The sequence below is a fragment of the Magnetospirillum aberrantis SpK genome, from assembly GCF_011022235.1.
In the GTDB taxonomy this organism is placed as follows: domain Bacteria; phylum Pseudomonadota; class Alphaproteobacteria; order Rhodospirillales; family Magnetospirillaceae; genus Magnetospirillum; species Magnetospirillum aberrantis.
On sequence record NZ_JAAIYP010000044.1, the window covers coordinates 147,966 to 166,087 of the forward strand.

15 protein-coding genes are annotated in these 18,122 nt (G+C 65.1%); 6 read left to right on the forward strand and 9 right to left on the reverse strand.

Annotated elements, in window-relative coordinates; translation table 11 throughout:
- Nucleotides 1-56 precede the first annotated feature (56 nt).
- The 3 genes from G4223_RS17665 to purM all read right to left on the reverse strand — a co-directional run bounded on the left by G4223_RS17665 (nucleotide 57) and on the right by purM (nucleotide 3,532).
- Nucleotides 57-1,676 (reverse strand): methyl-accepting chemotaxis protein, encoded by a 1,620-nt coding sequence (locus G4223_RS17665; RefSeq protein ID WP_163682448.1) that lies wholly within the window; start codon nucleotides 1,674-1,676, stop codon nucleotides 57-59.
- A gap of 115 nt (nucleotides 1,677-1,791) precedes the next feature.
- Entirely contained in the window at nucleotides 1,792-2,436 is a 645-nt protein-coding gene (purN, locus tag G4223_RS17670) for a phosphoribosylglycinamide formyltransferase (RefSeq protein ID WP_163682450.1), read from the reverse strand.
- A gap of 58 nt (nucleotides 2,437-2,494) precedes the next feature.
- The gene (purM, locus tag G4223_RS17675; protein WP_163682592.1) at nucleotides 2,495-3,532 is read right to left on the reverse strand and encodes a phosphoribosylformylglycinamidine cyclo-ligase; all 1,038 of its coding nucleotides are present in this window, start codon (nucleotides 3,530-3,532) and stop codon (nucleotides 2,495-2,497) included.
- A 120-nt stretch (nucleotides 3,533-3,652) separates the two neighbouring features.
- Here purM and G4223_RS17680 point away from each other — a divergent pair, with 120 nt between their 5' ends.
- On the forward strand, nucleotides 3,653-4,744 hold the full coding sequence (locus G4223_RS17680; protein WP_241004195.1) for a DUF2066 domain-containing protein: 1,092 nt from the start codon (nucleotides 3,653-3,655) through the stop codon (nucleotides 4,742-4,744).
- Here G4223_RS17680 and G4223_RS17685 read toward each other — a convergent pair.
- The gene (locus G4223_RS17685; protein ID WP_163682454.1) at nucleotides 4,719-5,849 is read right to left on the reverse strand and encodes a tetratricopeptide repeat protein; all 1,131 of its coding nucleotides are present in this window, start codon (nucleotides 5,847-5,849) and stop codon (nucleotides 4,719-4,721) included. The genes G4223_RS17680 and G4223_RS17685 overlap by 26 nt on opposite strands.
- 147 nt (nucleotides 5,850-5,996) lie before the next feature.
- Here G4223_RS17685 and G4223_RS17690 point away from each other — a divergent pair, with 147 nt between their 5' ends.
- The 3 genes from G4223_RS17690 to G4223_RS17700 all read left to right on the forward strand — a co-directional run bounded on the left by G4223_RS17690 (nucleotide 5,997) and on the right by G4223_RS17700 (nucleotide 8,316).
- Nucleotides 5,997-7,061 (forward strand): AI-2E family transporter, encoded by a 1,065-nt coding sequence (locus tag G4223_RS17690; protein WP_163682456.1) that lies wholly within the window; start codon nucleotides 5,997-5,999, stop codon nucleotides 7,059-7,061.
- Nucleotides 7,058-7,762 (forward strand): HdaA/DnaA family protein, encoded by a 705-nt coding sequence (locus G4223_RS17695; protein WP_163682458.1) that lies wholly within the window; start codon nucleotides 7,058-7,060, stop codon nucleotides 7,760-7,762. Before G4223_RS17690 ends, G4223_RS17695 begins: the two co-directional genes overlap by 4 nt.
- Nucleotides 7,763-7,857: 95 nt before the next feature.
- The gene (locus tag G4223_RS17700) at nucleotides 7,858-8,316 is read left to right on the forward strand and encodes a PepSY domain-containing protein (protein ID WP_163682460.1); all 459 of its coding nucleotides are present in this window, start codon (nucleotides 7,858-7,860) and stop codon (nucleotides 8,314-8,316) included.
- A gap of 23 nt (nucleotides 8,317-8,339) precedes the next feature.
- Here G4223_RS17700 and G4223_RS17705 read toward each other — a convergent pair whose 3' ends face one another.
- Nucleotides 8,340-8,855 carry a SixA phosphatase family protein gene (locus tag G4223_RS17705; protein WP_241004196.1) on the reverse strand — a complete coding sequence of 172 codons (516 nt, stop codon included), beginning with the start codon at nucleotides 8,853-8,855 and terminating at the stop codon, nucleotides 8,340-8,342.
- A gap of 90 nt (nucleotides 8,856-8,945) precedes the next feature.
- Here G4223_RS17705 and G4223_RS17710 point away from each other — a divergent pair, with 90 nt between their 5' ends.
- Together G4223_RS17710 and G4223_RS17715 are read left to right on the forward strand one after the other, a co-directional pair.
- The gene (locus G4223_RS17710) at nucleotides 8,946-11,090 is read left to right on the forward strand and encodes an RNA degradosome polyphosphate kinase (protein WP_163682464.1); all 2,145 of its coding nucleotides are present in this window, start codon (nucleotides 8,946-8,948) and stop codon (nucleotides 11,088-11,090) included.
- A 4-nt stretch (nucleotides 11,091-11,094) separates the two neighbouring features.
- Nucleotides 11,095-12,579, forward strand: a complete 1,485-nt coding sequence (locus G4223_RS17715; RefSeq protein ID WP_163682466.1) for a Ppx/GppA family phosphatase — start codon at nucleotides 11,095-11,097, stop codon at nucleotides 12,577-12,579.
- Nucleotides 12,580-12,761: 182 nt separating this feature from the next.
- On the opposite strand, the gene G4223_RS17720 is transcribed toward G4223_RS17715, so the two are convergent.
- The 4 genes from G4223_RS17720 to G4223_RS17735 all read right to left on the reverse strand — a co-directional run bounded on the left by G4223_RS17720 (nucleotide 12,762) and on the right by G4223_RS17735 (nucleotide 17,904).
- On the reverse strand, nucleotides 12,762-14,048 hold the full coding sequence (locus G4223_RS17720) for a hypothetical protein (RefSeq protein ID WP_163682467.1): 1,287 nt from the start codon (nucleotides 14,046-14,048) through the stop codon (nucleotides 12,762-12,764).
- Between the two features lie 84 nt (nucleotides 14,049-14,132).
- Nucleotides 14,133-15,290 (reverse strand): hypothetical protein, encoded by a 1,158-nt coding sequence (locus tag G4223_RS17725; RefSeq protein ID WP_241004197.1) that lies wholly within the window; start codon nucleotides 15,288-15,290, stop codon nucleotides 14,133-14,135.
- A 373-nt stretch (nucleotides 15,291-15,663) separates the two neighbouring features.
- Nucleotides 15,664-15,972 (reverse strand): DUF1493 family protein, encoded by a 309-nt coding sequence (locus tag G4223_RS20455; protein ID WP_163682469.1) that lies wholly within the window; start codon nucleotides 15,970-15,972, stop codon nucleotides 15,664-15,666.
- Between the two features lie 354 nt (nucleotides 15,973-16,326).
- A complete protein-coding gene (locus G4223_RS17735) occupies nucleotides 16,327-17,904 on the reverse strand; it encodes a peptidoglycan-binding protein (RefSeq protein WP_163682471.1) in 1,578 nt (525 codons plus the stop codon).
- Between the last annotated feature and the right edge of the window lie 218 nt (nucleotides 17,905-18,122).

Consider the following 18,122-nt stretch of genomic DNA (forward strand, 5'->3'; position numbering starts at 1 on the left):
CGATAGCGCGGGCCGGGGCGGAAACCAACCGTGGATAGGTGACCGGACGGTTACCGTCAGGCCGCCTTGACATCGGCCAGGAATTTGTCCACCGCCTGACGCAGTTCGGACGCCTGTCCCGACAGCAATTGGGCGGCCCCCAGCACCGAGGTCGCGGCGTCGCCGGTGTCGCCGGCGGCCTGTTGTACGCCGGCGATGGTGCTGCTGACCTCGGAAGTGCCGGCCGCCGCCTGTTCGACGTTGCGGGCGATCTCGCGCGTTGCCGCCGATTGTTGTTCCACGGCGGCGGCGATGGCACCGGCGATGGCCGAGACTTCATCGATGACGTCGCCGATGGAGCGGATGGCGTCCACCACCGTCTTGGTCTGGTCCTGCACGGCGGCGATCTGGGCGCCGATCTCCTCGGTGGCCTTGGCGGTCTGGTTGGCCAGGCTCTTGACCTCGTTGGCGACGACCGCGAAACCCTTGCCCGCTTCGCCGGCCCGTGCCGCCTCGATGGTGGCGTTCAGCGCCAACAAATTGGTTTGGCTGGCGATGTCGTTGATCAGCTTGACCACTTCGCCGATACGGTTGGCGGTGACGGCCAGTTGCTGGACGTCGGAATCGGTGCGCTTGGCCTCGTCTGCGGCGCGGCGAGAGATTTCGTTGGAATGGCTGACCTGACGGCCGATCTCGCCGATGCTGGCGGCCAGTTCCTCGGCCGCGGCGGCGACCGTCTCGACGTTGGTGCTGGCCTGGGTCGAGGCTGCGGCTACCGAGGTCGCCTGACGCGAGGTCTGGTCGGCGGCGGCCGACAGGCCGGTGGCGGTATTGGACAATTCGGACGCGGTGTCGGCGACGGTGCGCACCAGATGCGACGCCTGTCCGTCGAAGGCGGCGGTCAGCCGGTCCACCGCTTCCTGGCGCTGGGCGCGACGGGCTTCGGCGGCATGCTGGGCGGCCTCCAGTTCCAGACGTTTCAGGCCGTTCGACTTGAACACCGCCAGCGCTTCGGCCATGGCGGCGATCTCGTCCTTGCCGGTGGCCGTGGGAATGGCGGTGTCCAGCTTGCCCTCGGCCAGCCGGGCCATGGCGGCGGTCATTTCCTTGAGCGGTTTGGCGATGCCCGAACCGATCATCCAGGCCACCAGGGCGCCGAACGCCACGGCCAGGGCGGAAATGACGCTGTCGGCGATCTCGGCGGTCAGGGCGGCGCTTTTCGCCTCTTCCTCCTGGGCGCGCAGGAAGGCGATCTGCCGTTCCTCGACCTGATCCAACAATCCTTGCGCGGTGTTGCCGGCGGCGACCATCTCGCCCATGCTCGCCTGTCCGGTCCGCAGACGCTCCAGCAGCGAGCGGTAGGTTTCCAGCTTTGGCGAGACCGAGGCCAGCGCCTCGCTCAATTCCGGCGTGCCGGCCCGCGGCGCGGTCTCGGCGATCAATGTTTCGATCTGACGCAGGGTCTCGTCACCCTTGTCGTAATCGCCGGCCACCACATGGCGGCGCAATTCCTCGAAGCGGGCGTCGGCATCCTTGATCTGGAGCGCGGCCTCGGCGACGTCGGAATAAAGGTCGATGGCGATGCGTCCGCTATGCAGCCCGCGACCGCCCAGCAGGGCCACGATCACCAGCAGGGCAAGGACCATGGCGAAGCCGCCAGCGATGCGGCGCGGGATGGAAAATTGACTGAGTGACATGCGGGGGACCTTTGCGCCAAGAGTGTCTTATGCACACCCAAGCAGATAGTCGTAAATTTGAGGCAAGAACATGGCTGTTCCTTGGGTACAGCCATGCTCTGGGCGCGGGACGGGCCTAACGCAGGGGATTCATCAAAGCGCCGTTGCCGGGGGCGTCGACATGGGCGCGGGGGCCGTCCACCGTCACCTTGCCCTCGGCGACCAGCCTGAGCGCCAGCGGATAGGCACGGTGCTCCTGTTCCAGGACGCGGGCCGCCAGGGTGTCGGAATCGTCGTCGGGCAGCACCGGCACCGCCGCCTGGACCAGGATGGGGCCGTCGTCCAGTTCCGGGGTCACCAGGTGGACGGTGCAGCCATGCAGCTTGACCCCGGCCTCCAGCGCGCGTTGGTGGGTGTGCAGCCCCTTGAAGCTGGGCAACAGCGCCGGATGAATGTTGATCATGCGGCCGGCCCAGCCTTGGGTGAAGGCGGTGGACAACAGGCGCATGAAACCGGCAAGGCAGACGATCTCGACCCCGGCGGCGCGCAATTCGCGATCCATGGCGTCGTCGAACGCCTCACGCGAGGGAAAGCCCTTGTGTGGGATGGTGCGGGTGGGAATGCCGGCCTTGGCGGCGCGTTCCAGGGCGTAGGCCCCGGCGACGTTAGAGATGACCAGAACGATTTCGGCCGGAAAAGTGGGATCGGCGACGATGGCGTCGATCAGCGCCTGGAGGTTGGATCCGCGCCCCGAGACGAGAACGCCGACTTTCTTCTTCATGCGAGCGCTCCGCAGGGATGATCCCCCCCTCCCGTCCGGCGGGAGGGGGGGATCGTTCTTAGAAACCGGTCACTTGGCTTTGCGCCTCGTCGCCCTGACGGGTGCGAAGCTGGCCGATGGTGTAGACGGTTTCGCCGTGTTCCGAGAGGATACGGGTCGCCTCGGCGACGTCGGCGGCGTCCACCACCACCACCATGCCGATGCCGCAATTGAAGGTGCGGGCCATTTCGTGGGCGGCGACGCCGCCTTCGGCGGCCAGCCACTTGAACACTTCGGGCATGGTCCATCGGGTGGCGTCGATCTGGGCGACCACGCCCTCGGGCAGGACGCGCGGCACGTTCTCGATCAGGCCGCCGCCGGTGATGTGGGCCATGGCCTTGACCTTGCCCGCGCGGATGGCGGCCAGGGTGGAACGCACATAGATGCGGGTGGGCTCCAACAGCGCATCGCCCAACGTCTTGCCCGGCGCGAAGGGGGCGGGATCGGCATAGGACAGGCCGCCCTTCTCGACGATGCGGCGCACCAGCGAATAGCCGTTGGAATGCACGCCCGACGAGGCGAGGCCCAACAGCACGTCGCCGGCCTTGACGTCGACACTGGGCAGCAACTGGCCGCGTTCGGCGGCACCGACCGAGAACCCGGCGAGGTCGTAATCGCCCTTGGCGTACATGCCCGGCATTTCGGCGGTCTCGCCGCCGACCAGGGCGCAGCCGGCCTGACGGCAGCCTTCGGCGATGCCCGAGACGATGGCGGTGCCCGCCTGGACGTCCAGTTTGCCGGTGGCGAAATAGTCCAGGAAGAACAGCGGTTCGGCGCCTTGGACCACCAGGTCGTTGACGCACATGGCCACCAGGTCGATGCCGACGGTGTCATGCTTGCCGGCGTCGATGGCGACCTTCAGCTTGGTGCCGACGCCATCGGTGGTGGCCACCAGGATGGGGTCGTTGAAGCCTGCGGCCTTGGGGTCGAACAGCGCGCCGAAACCGCCCAGCCCGGCGGCGCCGCCAGTGCGGGCGGTGGACTTGGCAAGCGGCTTGATGGCCTCGACCAAAGCCTCGCCGGCGTCGATGTCGACACCGGCGTCACGGTAGGTCAGGCCCTGCGTTTCGGTGGGGGCGGGAATGGTCTTCCTCGTCGGCTAGCGTGTGGTATGGTGTCCCGTCTCGCGATCAGAGCTTCGGGCGGCCCGAAGATACTCCAACCCGGACGGTTTTCAATGCCTTCTCTCCGCTTTCCCCGCGCATGGCTGCTGTCGCTGGCCGTCCTGGTCATGGTCTGCGCCGTCTCGCCAGTTTGGGCGCAGGCGGCGGGCGACGCCTTCGCCGTGCGTGGCGTCGACGTGGACGTGACCGCCGCCAATCCTCAGGCGGCCAAGGAACAGGCCCTGGCCGAGGGGCAGGAGCGCGCTTTCCGCACGCTTCTGGAACGGCTGACCCAGCCGGCCGACCATGCCCGCCTGCCCAAGGTGGACGGCACCTTGTACGTGCGCGATTTCAGCGTCGATCAGGAACGGTCCTCGGCGACCCGCTACATCGCCACGCTGACCGTGCGATTCAATCCGACGGCGGTGCGCAAGCTGTTGCAGGGCGAAGGCATCGCCTATGCCGAGCCGCGCGGCCGGGTTCTGGTGGTGGTGCCGGTCTATGTGCCGACCGGCGGGCGGGCCGTGCTGTGGGACGACCCCAATCCCTGGCGCGACGCCTGGAACGCCCTGGGCGGCGGCGGGCTGGTGCCGGTGGCGGTGCCGCCGGGCGATCTGGCCGACGTTCAGACCATCACCGCCGAACGCGCCTTGGCCGGCGATGTCCAGGCCATGCAGAGCATGGGGGCGCGGTGGCGGACCTCGGACGTGGTGGTGGCGGTGGCCAGTCCCAGTCCCGGCGGCAAGGGGCTGGATGTCAGCCTGATCGCCAGCCCGTCCGCGCCCAAACCGTTCGATTCCATCGCCTATCCCCTGACCGAAGGGGAAAACCTGGACGCGGTGATGTTGCGCGCCGTGCGGGACATCAGCCGGGGCATGGACACGGTGTTCAAGCAACCCAACCTGTTGGCTTTCGATCGTGTCGGCAGCCTGTCGACACTGGTGCCGCTGGCAGGGCTCGCCGACTGGCTGAACGTGCGTGAACGCCTGTCCCAGGTGCCGCAGGTGCGGCGTTGGGAACTGGTCAGCCTGTCCAAGGCCGAGGCGGCGCTGGTGCTGCACACGGTGGGCGAACACGATCAGGTGGTGGCCGCGCTTCAGCGTGCCGGCCTGGGACTGGAACCGGCCGAGGGCTATTGGATCATGCGTCCCGTTTCCGGGCGGTGACGGCGGCGGCCAACGGTGTGTCCCAGCCGCCGGGGCGTTCCTGGTGGTGCGGAACCAGCGAGGGATAAAGATTGCCGGAATTGGGGGCCAGCCAGCGCCAGTCGGCGTTGACCGCCACCAGCACCTGGGCGGCGACGCCCAGCGCCCCGGCCAGATGGGCAAGCTCGCCGTCCACGGTGACCACATGGTCGGCCAAGGTCAGGATGGCCGCGTGATCGGCGAAATCGTCCGCTTCCGCGCTCAGGTCGATGATGCCAGCCGGGCAGCGCGTGTCCTTGTCGAGCGAGATCAGACTGCCGGACAGGCCGGCGAACGCGGCCACGAAGGTTTCGGCGGGGACGGAGCGGGCATGGTCCGGCTGTGAACCGGCGACGGGCGATCCCTGCCATTGCACCACCCGCCACGGCCGGGGCAGGGCGGCCAGCCGCGTCTTCCATCCGGCGACGCGACGCGGATCGGCGGTCAGATAGGGCGGACAGGGGCGGGCCAGATGGTCGTCGGCGTGGCGCGGCAGGCTGAGCATGGGCAGGAAAAAGTCGGCATGGCCGAAGACCGGATCGTCGCTGTCGGACGCGGTGATTCCAGCCACGCCGGGCAGGGTTTCCGCCAAGGGCAGCAACGGTTTCTGCACGTCCAGGAACAAGGTGCATCCGGTACAGGTCAGCGGCTCGACATAGCGCAGCATCTGGATGGTGTCGTCAATCCCGCCTTCCCAGCGCAGGAGCAGGCTGTGGCCGGAAAGATCCTGTCCCCGCCACATCGGCGGCGCCCGGTGCGAGAACCGAAACTCCCTGCGCTGGGGCATCGCCAGCCGGACCTCGAACAGGCGCCAGCCGTTTTCCCAATTGCCGCGTGACAATTCGATCAACGCCATGGTGTGGGTGACGGCGGTGTCATCGGGGGCCAGCCGGCGGGCCTCGGCCACCGCTTCGGCCGCCTCGTCCAGTCGGCGCACGGCGCGCAACGCCCGCGCCTCGGCCAAGCGCGCGGCGGCGTTGGACGGTGCCGAAGCGCGGGCGCGGGCGGCGGTTTCCACCGCGTCGTCCAGGCGGTCTTCGGCCAGCGCCGCCAGGGCGGCATGGATCAGGTCGTCGGTGTCGGGCATGATGCCGGTGCCCCCCCAAGGGCGGAATGGTGCCTTGAAGGCTACGGTGTCGCGGCCTCGGGTTCAAGGCTACCTCTTCGCAGCCATTGCGCTTTTCTTACGGAACGGGTACCCACAAGCCGATGGACGCCAAGGGGAATCTTGGGAATGACCTCGGGACAACGGCTTCGCTTTTGGCTGATCGGGTTGGCGCTGGCTTTGGCGCTGCTTTACGTGTTGCGGGGCATGCTGCTGCCTTTCGTGGCCGGCATGGCGGTGGCCTATTTCCTTGATCCCCTGGCCGACCGGCTGGAGCGGGCGGGGCTGTCGCGTCTGGCCGCCACCAGCGTCATCACCGCCAGCTTCTTCATGGTGGTCGTGGTGGCCTTGGTCATCCTGGTGCCGGTGATCGAGGATCAGGTGCTGGCCTTCGCCCACAAGGTGCCGGGATACGTGGACACCTTGAACGAACGGCTACAGCCGTTGCTGGTCGAGGCCAAGAAGCGGCTTTCCCCGCGCGACATCGAAAAACTACGCTCGTCGGTGGGCGAATATGCCGGCACCTTCGCCAGTTGGGGGCTGGGGGCGCTGCGCAGCGTGCTCAGCGGGTCGTTGGCGGTGTTCAACGTGCTGTCCTTGGTGTTCATCACGCCGGTGGTGACGTTCTACCTGTTGCGTGACTGGGACAAGATGGTGTCCAGGGTGGATTCGTGGCTGCCGCGCGACCACGCCGACACCATCCGCACCCAGATGAAGGAAATCAACCGCACCCTGTCGGGCTTCATCCGCGGTCAGGCCACGGTTTGCCTGTGCCTGGGCCTGATCTACGGCATCGGGCTGTCGGTGGTGGGGCTGGACCTTGGGCTGGTGATCGGCCTGGGCGCCGGGGTGTTGTCGTTCATTCCCTATCTGGGCAGCATCGCCGGTTTCGTCACCGGCATGGGGTTGGCCCTGGCTCAGGGCGCCGATTGGCACTTGCCGGTGTTCGTGGCGGTGGTGTTCGCCATCGGTCAGGTGGCGGAGGGCAACTTCCTGACGCCCAAGCTGGTGGGCGACAAGGTCGGTCTGCACCCGGTGTGGATCATGTTCGCCTTGCTGGCTTTCGCCGCGCTGTTCGGTTTCGTCGGATTGTTGCTGGCGGTGCCGTTGGCGGCGGTGATCGGGGTGCTTGTCCGGTTCGCGCTTGGCCGCTATCTCTCTAGCCCGCTTTATCACGGACACGGGCCGCAATGAGTGATTTCCAACTGGCGCTGGACTTGGGGCACCGTCCCGCCCTGGGCCGCGACGATTTCCTGGTGGCGCCCTGCAACGCCGAGGCGGTGGCATGGCTGGAACGCTGGCCCGACTGGCCGGCGCACGCGCTGGCGGTCTATGGTCCTCCGGGGTCGGGCAAGTCGCATCTGTTGGCGGCGTTTTCCTCGCATCACCGTCTGGGGCAGGTGGTGACCACCACGGGCGAGGCGTTGACCGTCGATGCTGTGCCCAAGTTGGTGGTCCACGCCTCGGTGGTGATGGTGGACGACCTGGACCGGCTTGCCGACGAGACGGCGTTGTTCCATCTGTGGAACCTGACCAAGGAAACCGGTCGTTGGCTGGTGCTGGCCGGGCGGTCGGCGCCGGCTCGGCTGCGGGTCCGTCTGCCCGATCTGGCGTCGCGGCTGGCGGCGACGCCGGCGGTGGGCATCGGCGCGCCCGACGACGCCTTGTTGGCCGCCATCCTGGTCAAGCAATTCGCCGACCGCCAGTTGCGGGTCGGCGAGGACGTGGTGGGCTATGTCCTGGGCCGGATGGAACGCAGCTTCGCCGCCGCCCGCGCGGTGGTCGAGGCGATGGACGCCGCCTCGCTGGCACGGCGGCGGGCCATCTCGGTTTCCCTGGCCCGCTCCGTCCTGGAAAAGATGGAACGCGACGACCGCCAGGGCGATTTGTTCTGACCCCGAAGCTGAACGCTTCCTGAACGGGTCGTTCACGCCAGGCTCAGGGGCGGTGGCGCAATTTGGTCGGCAACACGATCCCTCAGGAGGTTGCCATGAAGACCCTTTCCATTCTTTCCGCCACCGTCGCCACTGTCGTCACTGTCGTCCTTGGCGTTTCCGCCCTGCCGGCCGTGGCCCAGGAACAGTCCTTGCCGGCCGCCTATCTGGTGCACAAGCTGAGTGCCGACGGTCTGCAACTGCGTTCCATCGAGGCTGAGGACGGCGTGTTCGAAGCGCGTGTCGTCGCGACCGACGGGCAGTTGGTCAAGGTGGGCGTCGATCCCCACACCGCCTTCCTGACCGACGATTTCAGCCATGCCCGGCCGGGCCGGCCGGAAAAGGTGGCGCCGCGCGTCGGTGCCGTCGAAGCCATGGTCGCGGCGGCCGAAACCGGCTTCTGGGACCTGCGCGAAATGGATTACGAGCACGGTCGCTGGGAGGTGAAGGCCGCCGACGACCAGGGCCGGGTGCGCGAGATCCATGTGAACGGCACCACCGGCAAGGTGGAGTGAGTAAAAGCGTCCGGCCGACGCGGCTATCCCAGATCGGCCGGGCGCACGAACTGGGCCAGACGGCAACAGCCGTCTTCCAGCGCCGCCCAATGTTCGATGTCGGTTTCCAGCACCGCCAATGTGCCGGTGGGATACTTCTCGGCCAGCATCGCCAGCGGCGCCTTTTCGCCATGACCGGCGCACAGGGCGGCGGCCAGACGTTCCAAGCCGGGATTGTGACCGATCACCAGGACGCTGGACAAATGGTCGTCCAACCGGCGCAGGCGGGTCATGAGGTCGTGCTTGGTCGCTTCGTACAGGTCGCTTTCGAAGGCGACCGGCACGCCTTCCAGCGCCGGTTCAAGAATGTCGTAGGTCTCCGAGGTCCGCTTGGCCGCCGAACACAGCACCAGGGCCGGCCGCACATGGCCATGGGCCAGATGGGTGGACAGGGCTTGGGCGTTGCGGCGGCCCCGGCCGTTCAGCGGGCGGTCGAAATCGTCGGGAACGTTGTCGTCCCAACTGGATTTGGCGTGACGCAGCAAAAAAAGCTGTCGCATTTCCGTCATCCTCGCGGCCATGACAGGGTCCTTGTGAAACTATATAAAGGAGGTCAGCGACGTTAGCGCATCCTATTCGGAGAAAGATCCGTGACAACACCGCAATCCGTCGAGACCCCGGCCATCGACCTTGGTTCCAAGGACCGTTTCATCAACCGCGAATTGTCGTGGCTGGCTTTTAACCTAAGGGTCATCGAGGAGGCGTTCAATCCCCGCCATCCGCTGCTGGAGCGCCTGCGGTTCCTGTCCATTTCCGCGTCCAACCTGGACGAGTTCTACATGGTGCGCGTCGCCGGCCTGAAGGGGCAGGTTGATGCCGGCGTCATGACCACGTCCGAGGACGGGCTGACCCCCGCCCAGCAATTGGCGGCCATCAACCGTGAGGCCAGCGATTTGTTGGCCGCTCAGAAACGCTGCTGGAGCGAGCTCAAGGTCGAGTTGCGGGCCGTCGGCATCGCGGTGATCGACGCCGAGGAATTGACGCCCACCGACATGAAATGGCTGGAAAGCCGGTTCATGGAGCACATTTTTCCGGTGCTGACGCCGTTGGCCATCGATCCGGCGCACCCGTTCCCGTTCATTCCCAATGCCGGCATCGCGCTGGTGCTGCATCTGTTCCGCCTGGATGACGGCGAGGTGTTGCGCGCCCTGGTGCCGTTGCCGCAGCAGACCGAGCGCTTCATCCGCCTGCCGGGCGAGGCGATCCGTTTCCTGCCGCTGGAAACCCTGGTTCTGTTGTTCCTGGACAAGCTGTTTCCCGGCTTCCGCATGGAAGGCCACGGCATGTTCCGGGTCATCCGCGATTCGGAAATGGACATCGACGAGGAAGCGGAAGATCTGGTCCGGGTGTTCGAGACGGCGCTCAAGCGCCGCCGTCGCGGCCATGTCATCCGTCTGACCTTCAACACCTCGATTCCCGAGGAACTGAAGAAACTGGTGATCGCCGAGATGCACGTGGCCGAAAGCGATGTGTACGAGTTCGAGTCCTCCATAGGACTGGTTGACACCAAACAGGTCATCACCGACGAACGTCCCGACCTGTTGTTTCCGCCCTATAACGCCCGTTTCCCCGAGCGTGTGCGTGATTTCGGCGGCGATTGCTTCGCCGCCATCCGCAAGAAGGACATCGTGGTCCACCATCCGTTCGAAAGCTTCGACGTGGTGGTGCAGTTCATCCGTCAGGCGGCGCGCGACCCCAACGTGGTCGCCATCAAGCAGACGCTTTACCGCACCTCCAAGGACAGCCCCATCGTCAAGGCGCTGGTCGAGGCGGCCGAGGCGGGCAAGTCGGTGACCGCCATGGTCGAGCTCAAGGCCCGTTTCGACGAAGAAGCCAACATCCGTTGGGCCCGCGACCTGGAAGCCGCCGGCGCCCAGGTGGTGTTCGGTTTCCTTGAGCTCAAGACCCACGCCAAGATCAGTCTGGTGGTGCGGCGCGAATCCGGCGGGTTGGTGTCCTATGTCCACTTCGGCACCGGCAACTACCATCCCATCACCGCCAAGATCTACACCGACCTGTCTTATTTCACCTGTGATCCCAAGCTGACCCTGGACGCGGCCAAGGCCTTCAACTACATGACCGGCTACGCCACGCCCGAGCAGATGGAAAAGCTGAACATCGCGCCCTTGGGCCTCAAGAAGAAGCTTCTGGCGCTGATCGAGGCCGAGACCGAGAACGCCAAGGCCGGCAAGCCGGCGGCCATCTGGGCCAAGATGAACTCGCTGGTCGATCCCACGCTGATCGACGCGCTTTACCGCGCCAGCCAGGCCGGGGTGCAGATCGACCTGATCATTCGCGGCATTTGCTGCCTGCGGCCCGGCGTGCCCGGCCTTTCCGACAACATCCGGGTCAAGTCCATCGTCGGCCGCTTCCTGGAGCATTCGCGTGTGGTGGCGTTCGGCAACGGCGCCCGCCTGCCGTCGCGTCAGGCCAAGGTGTTCATCTCGTCGGCCGACTGGATGCAGCGCAACATGGACTGGCGCGTCGAAACCCTGGTGCCCATCGAGAATTCCACCGTGCATCGCCAGATCCTGGAACAGATCATGGTGGCCAACCTGAAGGACAACGAGCAAAGCTGGATTCTGGGCGCCGACGGCACCTATACCCGCATGCCCTCGGTCGAGAACGGCTTCAACGCCCACACCTATTTCATGACCAATCCCAGCCTGTCGGGACGCGGCAGCGCCTCGGAAAAGAGCCGCAAGCCGAAGCTGGTGCTGGGCAAGGATCTCTGAGGGCATGAAGATCAAGCGCCACCTGGAACCGGTGGGTATCATCGACATCGGTTCCAATTCCATCCGCCTGTGCGTATACGACGGCGCCGCCCGCGTGCCGGTGCCGCTGTACAATGAAAAGGCGGTGTGCGCCTTGGGCCTGGGCCTGGGCACCAGCGGCCGCCTCAATCCCGCCGGTGTCGCCCAGGCGGTGGCGGTGGTCGGGCGCTATGTGGCGCTCAGCCGGGCCATGCAGGTGGAGCGGCTCGACATCCTGGCTACCGCGGCGGTGCGCGACGCCGCCGATGGCGAGGATTTCGTCCGTGCCATCGAACAGGGCTATCAGGTCGAGGTCAGGGTATTGTCGGGCGGCCAGGAGGCCAAGGCGGCGGCCATGGGGGTGTTGTGCGGCACTCCCGATGCCGACGGGATCGTCGCCGACCTGGGCGGCGGGTCGCTGGAGCTGGTGACCGTGCAGAACGGTGATTTCGGCGAATATGTCACCATGCCCCTGGGGGTGTTGCGACTGTCCGAAGCGTCGGGTGACGACAAGGTCAAGGCGGCGGCCATCATCGACCGCCATCTCAAGGCGGTGCCCTGGCTCAAGGAAGGCACGGGCCGTGCTCTTTACGCCGTGGGCGGTGCATGGCGCGCCATCGCGCGGATCTGCATCAGCCAGACCCACCATCCGCTGACGGTGTTGGACAATTTCTCGCTGGAAGCGCGCGAGGCGCTGCGGATCATCGAACTGGTGTCCTCGCAAAGCAAGAAGTCGCTGGAAAAGGTTCCCGGCGTTTCGAAGAAACGTATCGCCAACCTGCCGCTGGCGGCGCTGATCCTGGAAAAGGTCATCCACGCCACCAATCCAGACCGTCTGGTGTTTTCCATCTACGGCATGCGGGAAGGCAATTTCTACCGTCGTTTGCCGGAGCGGTTGCGCCAACAGGACCCGCTGTTGTCGGTGTGCCGCCAGATGGCCCAGATGAACGCCCGTTTCCCCGAACACGGCGACGAATTGATGGCGTGGATGGCGCCCTTGTTCCCGAACGAAACGCAGCATCAGGCGCGCTTGCGTCATGCCTGTTGCCTGGTGTCTGACATCTTCTGGAACGAACACCCCGATTACCGCGCCGAACAGGCTTTCTTGCGTATCCTGCGGCTGCCGTTCATGGGGGTGGAACATCGCGACCGCGCCGCCATCGCTTATGTCATCTACCACCGTTATCAGGGGAGCGACGACACGCCGCAGGCGCAGATGGCCATCCAATTGTTGGACGAGGCCCGGCTGCAACGTTGCCGCGTCATCGGTTCGGCGCTTCGGCTGGCCCACACGTTGTCGGGCGGCGCGCCCAATCTGTTGCGCGAATCCCGTCTTTACGGCGACGCGGGCGAACTGGTTCTGGAAGTTCCCGGCAACAACCCCGCCTTCGCCATCGAGAACGACCGTTCCTTCGATCGTTTGGCCAAGGCGCTGGATTGCGCCAATCTGGTGTTTCGCAAGGTGGGGTGAACGGGCGTTATACCAAATCCCGATGAGAGGAACTCATCGGGATTTGGTTAGGCCCCTCTGCCGAAGGCGGACATTGTCCGCGATGGGCCGCGCGGCTTATGCCGCGGGAGGCCAGGGTTTCGGAGAAACCCGCCCGCCGTTTGAGGGCACCGGGGATCGGTTCCGATCACCGGGATATGGTCTTATTTTTCCGCCGTCTTGAAGCTGCCCAGCACGAATTCGGCGATTGCCGGCAGCGACGAGTCCTGGCCGATCTTGTAGATCTTGGCCCGTTCGACGATACGGGCGATGTAGCTGGGACGGCCGGGGACGCCGAAGGCTGTCTCGAAACGCTTGTCGCCCAGGGCGGCGTGGGCGGTCATCAGGAACACCGCCAACTGGTCGGTGCGCAACCCCAGTTCGCCCACCAGCATCTTGCCGGCCAGACCGTTGACCGTGCCCAGGATGGCGGTGATGCGCACCGTCTGTTCCGAATGGGGGATGGCTGCGCGAACCTGGGGATCCAACAGCACCAGGGTAAAGGCGTTGGCCTTGAGCCGCTTGCCATCGGGCCCCAGGATGTCGTCCAGGCGGGCGCGTTCGTCCTTGATGGTGCTGTCGGCGGCTTCCGGTTCCAACTTGGCCATGCCATCGCTGACGCGGGTGTCGGCGGTGACGATGGCGGTGACGGCGGCGGTGGGCGGGGGCGCTTCCGGCGGCGGCGGGGCGGCGGGCCTGACCATGGGGGCGCCGTCCTTGGGCGCGGTCAGGAAGGCCGGCAACGCCATCCCGGCCAACGCCTGTTGCGGCGCTGCGGTCAACGGTGTCGGCGGCGGCGGGTTGTCGGGATCGACCCGCAGGCGGCGGATGTCCTCGGCGATGCGGTAATCCAGCAGCCGGGGGCCCAGCCGGCGCACGGTGCCGGGCGACAACAGCGCGTATTCGGGGATCATCGGCACTTGCCAGTCATGCAACAGATAATCCTGGAAGGCCTCGTACAGCGCTTCTCCCCGGCTTTTCGGCGCCTGGTAACCGCCGCCCAGGGCTGGGTGCGCCGGTTCTCCTCCCAGCGCGCTCCATAGCCGTTCCAGCAGGCTCTTGCGTTGGGCGCGATAAAGCGGGCGGGCGCGGCGGGCCTTGGGGCTGCCGTCCAGGCGGGTGCGGAAATGGCGCTTGGCGGCGGTGCGCACCACCATGGCGATGACTTGGTCCAGGCTGCGGCCGCATTCCAGCAACGCTTCGGCGTCGTCCACCGGCACCTTGTGCTTGTTGACCAAAAGCGCGCGGAAGCGGTCGGGATTGGTGCGGAAGGCCAGGAAGCAACGGTGCAACAGATCGACGTCGTCCATCACCGCCTCAAGGGCGCTGCGCCGAGGCAGACGGCGAACCTCAGGGACCAACTCGCCCAAGGCTTCCATCACCGGGCCTTGCAAGGTCTCGCTGATCCTGCGGACGACGCTGTTGTGATCTTCCAGCCGTACTTGCGGCATGACGCCTCTTCCGATGCGCTCGACCCGTTCCCCAGGGCACACCTTTCCAGATGCGACTATGACGTGGTGCTGATTACCGAAACCCTAAGACCGGCAAGCGAAACGAGCGAACAGCCCGCGCACGAAGGCGGCGCATTCGGGCAGCGAGCTGCGCTGGCCGATGCCGGCCAGCCGTGCCTTTTGGGTGACGCGCATGACCAGGTCGGCCTCGCCGGGTTGGCCGAAGATGCGGCCGAACACCTCGGTTCCCATGGTCTCGTGGGCGACCAACAGGAACACCGCCAACTGCTCGACGGTCAGGCCCAGCTCGGCCACCAACAGCTTGACCGGCATGCCGCCGACGCCGCGCAAGACCTCGGTCAGCCGCAATCCCACGGGGCCGGCCCCCAATTGCGCCCGCACGTCGGGCCGCACCAGGGCGTTGGCCAGCGCCTCGACCCGCAGACGCCGGTTGTCCGGCGTCAACACGTCGGACAGCCGGGCCCGTTCGTCGCGGCGGCCGGCGCTGGCGGCGGCCGGCTCGGTCTTGGCCGCCTGTTCGGCCGGGATGTCGAACAGTTTCGCCGCCTCGGCCGGATCATCCACCACCCGACGCAAATCCTCGGGCGTGCGCAGGTCCAAAATCTTGGCGCCCAGGGCGCGGGCCAAGTTGGGGCTCATATCGGCATAGGTGGGGACCAACGGCACCTGCCAGTCGTGCAACAGGTGTTCCTTGATGGCGTCGTAAAGCTCGTCTGCGCGGGAGCGGACCGGTTTGGCGCTGACCGCCGGCTTGGTCGGCTTGGTCTCGCCCAGAACCGAGGTCAGGCGGTGCACCAGCCCCTTGGCCGGAATGTCCTTGCGCAACGACGCGTCATGCAGGTTGTGATGATGGCCGGCGCTGTCCAGCTTGCGGCGGAAATAGCGCTTGGCGGCCGAGCGAACGATCATCGCCACCACCTGTTCCAAGGTGCGGCCACAAGACAGGATCGCCCGGTCGTCGCTCACCGGCCGTGCCTGGGCATCCAGCAGGACAGCCTTGAAGCTGTCGCGTTGGGCGTTGAAGGCGGCGAAACAGCGTTGCAACAGCCCGATGTCGTCGAGCACCCGTTCATAGGCCCTGTCCGGTGGCAGGCGTCGCAATTCGGGCACGAAGCGCCCCAGGATTTCCGCCACCGGCCCCTGAAGCGACTGGTTGACGCTCTGGATTGCCGTCCTGGCGTCGATTCCCGGTGCCCCAATCACCATTTCCGTCATCGCCATCGCCCCCGTGCGAAATGCGAAGAATTTTATGGAAAATCAGAATTAAATATTGTTTTCCAACGCTTTATCTCTATCCAGTGGATGAAAGCGCAAAACCGGATGCTTCGCAACTGGCCGTTGGCATGGGCGCGAAAAATTGGGAGACGACGGGAGAACGGAATGCGGCATGACTGGACCGTCCACCAATGCCCGTTGCGGGCCGGATGCTGCCAGTCCGCTATGGACGAGACGACTGTAATGAGGGACGCAGGCCAAGCAATGCCGTCTCTACCATCGCGACGTCTCCCCTATGACGCTTCAGGCCATGGAATCCCAGAATAGCGTAGCGGCAACGACACAATGTTGGACATATTTTTCCGCCGGGGCTGCGTGATTATGGATCAAACCAAGCCTTTTTTCGGATAACCTCCAAAAGATGGCCTATTGTTATTTCTTTTTTCTTGTACTTAACGCCAAGGCGCATAAGCAGACCCCAGATGAAAGACTCGGATTCATCTGGAAAATATTTCGAAAAGTCTAGGGAATACAGATCCGTTCCAAATGCACGATGAACCTCTTCAAAAAACTCGTAAGCATCCTCGCCGGAAATGAACAGGTCATGGTAAATCCGCGTTGAATCCGAAATTCCTTTAGAGACCCCAGATATCTTTGAGATAAGGGAGTAAAGAATTTCTCGATCCAATTTCTACTCCAGGAACTTGAAAGAAGGTTTGTCCGAGTTGCTCTGCCGCGAAAACCACCGTCACTTTTGGGTCTAGCTTGAGGGTGACGGTGGTTACTCAGCACGCAATTCTGAGATTATCCCGCGAAGCGACATGGAGGTGATGGTCGTGTGTTTGCGCGGCCAGCCCCGCCCCGTAAGCCTACGTTACCCACGTTCCGCCTCAAATTTCAACGGTCGGCATTTCCTGGCGCCGTCGATAGTTATGACGTTCTATGCGGAAGGTGGGGGCGGCTCATCCGAGTTCATGTAATTGATGAAGTCCAGAAAGGTAGCGAATGCCCCAAGGAACGGAATTGTCCGCGCAATAGATCCTCAGACGCTCAGCGTTCTTGTGATTGGCTTCAATATATTTGCTCGAGCTCCTCCTGTCACATCGCGCAATACCTTGGAGGCACGAGAGGTAACTTTCCCGCTTTTCCCGCCTCCGGCAATGCCGCCATTTTTCGGGACAGTCGGCATATCCGTTTGACCGGCGGCAATGCCAACGGCGCCACCCAAACCACCAGGATTTCCTTCCTTGGTTCCTGGCTTCTTCTCCGGGTCCGGTTTGGAAACGGGCGCGGAAGCAGATGGCGGGCTCGCTGGCGGGACCGCTGGAGCAGAAGTCGGAACTGAAGCCGGTGCAGGTGTGGGCGCAGGGACCGGTTTTGGCGCGGTCTCCGGCTTTTTCTCCGCCTCCGCCGCCAACCCCGCCTTCTGCATCTGGGTGGCGAATTTGGCCGCCAGCCCGGGATTCTTCTCGCCCATGATCTCGTGCACGGCGGCGAGATAGGGCATGGCCTCGGCACGGTTGCGGCCGATCTCGCCCTGGAAGTGGGTGATGGCGTCGGCGTAATCGCCCTTGCCCAGCAGCGCGTCGGCCATGGTGCCCGCCGCCCAGCGGTCGGCGCCCTGGGCGGACCCGAACGGGGTCTTGGGCGCGGCGGCGATCTTCTCCTCGTCGGTGGGTTCGCGAAAACCCTCGCCCAGGGGAGCAAGGCGGTAGGGCAGAATCTCGCCGGTGGCCTTGTGCAATTCGCGGCGCAGATCCTCGGCCTTCGTCCCGTCGATCTTTTGGAACCGCGCCAGCAAATCGGCAACGTCACCGCGCCCCTGGTCGCCGTAATCGTCGATGGCGCGTTTCAGCATGCGCGCCGTCTGGCTGGGATCGGAATCGCGGCCCAGCATTTCGGCATAGGCCTGGTTGCCGTCAATGCCGTTCTGGTTGATGGTGTGGTTGGGGAAAGGGTCCGGCTTACCCGCAGGCGACGACGTGGCTCCCGCCGGATCGACGGCATAGAGGACGCCCGGTATCCCTTCCCGGGGATTGCGGGGCGGAGGTGGCAGCGGAATGGTGGGCAGCCCCTGGCGCTTCAGTTCCTGATTCTTCTGGATGGCATCCCAGTTGTCCTGCACCCATTTCTTATACTCCGCCTGGTATTGATCCATCTGCTCTTGCGTCGGCCGGTGTTCGACAAAATGGTTGACGCCAAGGCCGGCCGGCGGCACCGGTTCACCGCCGGGAGGAACGGGCGACGGCAGACGCGGCTGTCCGGGGAACGGCTCCGGGTCCTCGCCGTCGCCGTCGCCATCGCCATCGCCATCGCCGATGGCCTGCCACCATGCCGGCGGTTTCAGTGTGTTGGAATCGCCCGGATTGCGGCCGCCCACCTTGACTTCCCACGGGTCGCTGGGTTTGGCGCTTCCCTGCGGACCGGAACCGCCCAACAGGCTGCCGATCTTGCCGATGGTGGGACCACCCGGCTTGAGGAAGCCGTCCACCTCCAGCCCCTTGTCCTTCTGGAAGCTGCGGATGGCCTGATCCAGGTTGGAATTGTGCCAGCCGTTGGGGCCGTCATTGGTCAGCGGCTTGTAATAGCCGGAAGGGGAAAGGCGGCTATCGGATGTCAAACAGGGAAACCGGACATTGCCGCAGAAACGTGTTTCGGCAAAATTTGACCCATGGCGCTTGTTGGTGGTAGGGCGGGTGGGTGCGGGTACCCTACGGTGTTCTCCCCCCAATCAGCAGCCAGGCAATCCGCGACGATTGCACCTAACAAGGCACACCGCAATGAGAACCCGTTGCCAATGCCATGGAATTGAGATTTGCAGATACCCCCATCTCATGC

What these genes read in the sequence shown, in the direction of transcription:
- G4223_RS17720 (WP_163682467.1), bottom strand. Translation starts at nt 14,048, where the DNA reads ATGCCGCAAGTACGGCTGGAAGATCACAACAGCGTCGTCCGCAGGATC.
- G4223_RS17700 (WP_163682460.1), top strand. Translation starts at nt 7,858, where the DNA reads ATGAAGACCCTTTCCATTCTTTCCGCCACCGTCGCCACTGTCGTCACT.
- G4223_RS17680 (WP_241004195.1), top strand. Translation starts at nt 3,653, where the DNA reads ATGCCTTCTCTCCGCTTTCCCCGCGCATGGCTGCTGTCGCTGGCCGTC.
- G4223_RS17695 (WP_163682458.1), top strand. Translation starts at nt 7,058, where the DNA reads ATGAGTGATTTCCAACTGGCGCTGGACTTGGGGCACCGTCCCGCCCTG.
- G4223_RS17690 (WP_163682456.1), top strand. Translation starts at nt 5,997, where the DNA reads ATGACCTCGGGACAACGGCTTCGCTTTTGGCTGATCGGGTTGGCGCTG.
- G4223_RS17715 (WP_163682466.1), top strand. Translation starts at nt 11,095, where the DNA reads ATGAAGATCAAGCGCCACCTGGAACCGGTGGGTATCATCGACATCGGT.
- purN (WP_163682450.1), bottom strand. Translation starts at nt 2,436, where the DNA reads ATGAAGAAGAAAGTCGGCGTTCTCGTCTCGGGGCGCGGATCCAACCTC.
- G4223_RS17665 (WP_163682448.1), bottom strand. Translation starts at nt 1,676, where the DNA reads ATGTCACTCAGTCAATTTTCCATCCCGCGCCGCATCGCTGGCGGCTTC.
- G4223_RS17685 (WP_163682454.1), bottom strand. Translation starts at nt 5,849, where the DNA reads ATGCCCGACACCGACGACCTGATCCATGCCGCCCTGGCGGCGCTGGCC.
- G4223_RS17725 (WP_241004197.1), bottom strand. Translation starts at nt 15,290, where the DNA reads ATGGCGATGACGGAAATGGTGATTGGGGCACCGGGAATCGACGCCAGG.
- G4223_RS17705 (WP_241004196.1), bottom strand. Translation starts at nt 8,855, where the DNA reads ATGCGACAGCTTTTTTTGCTGCGTCACGCCAAATCCAGTTGGGACGAC.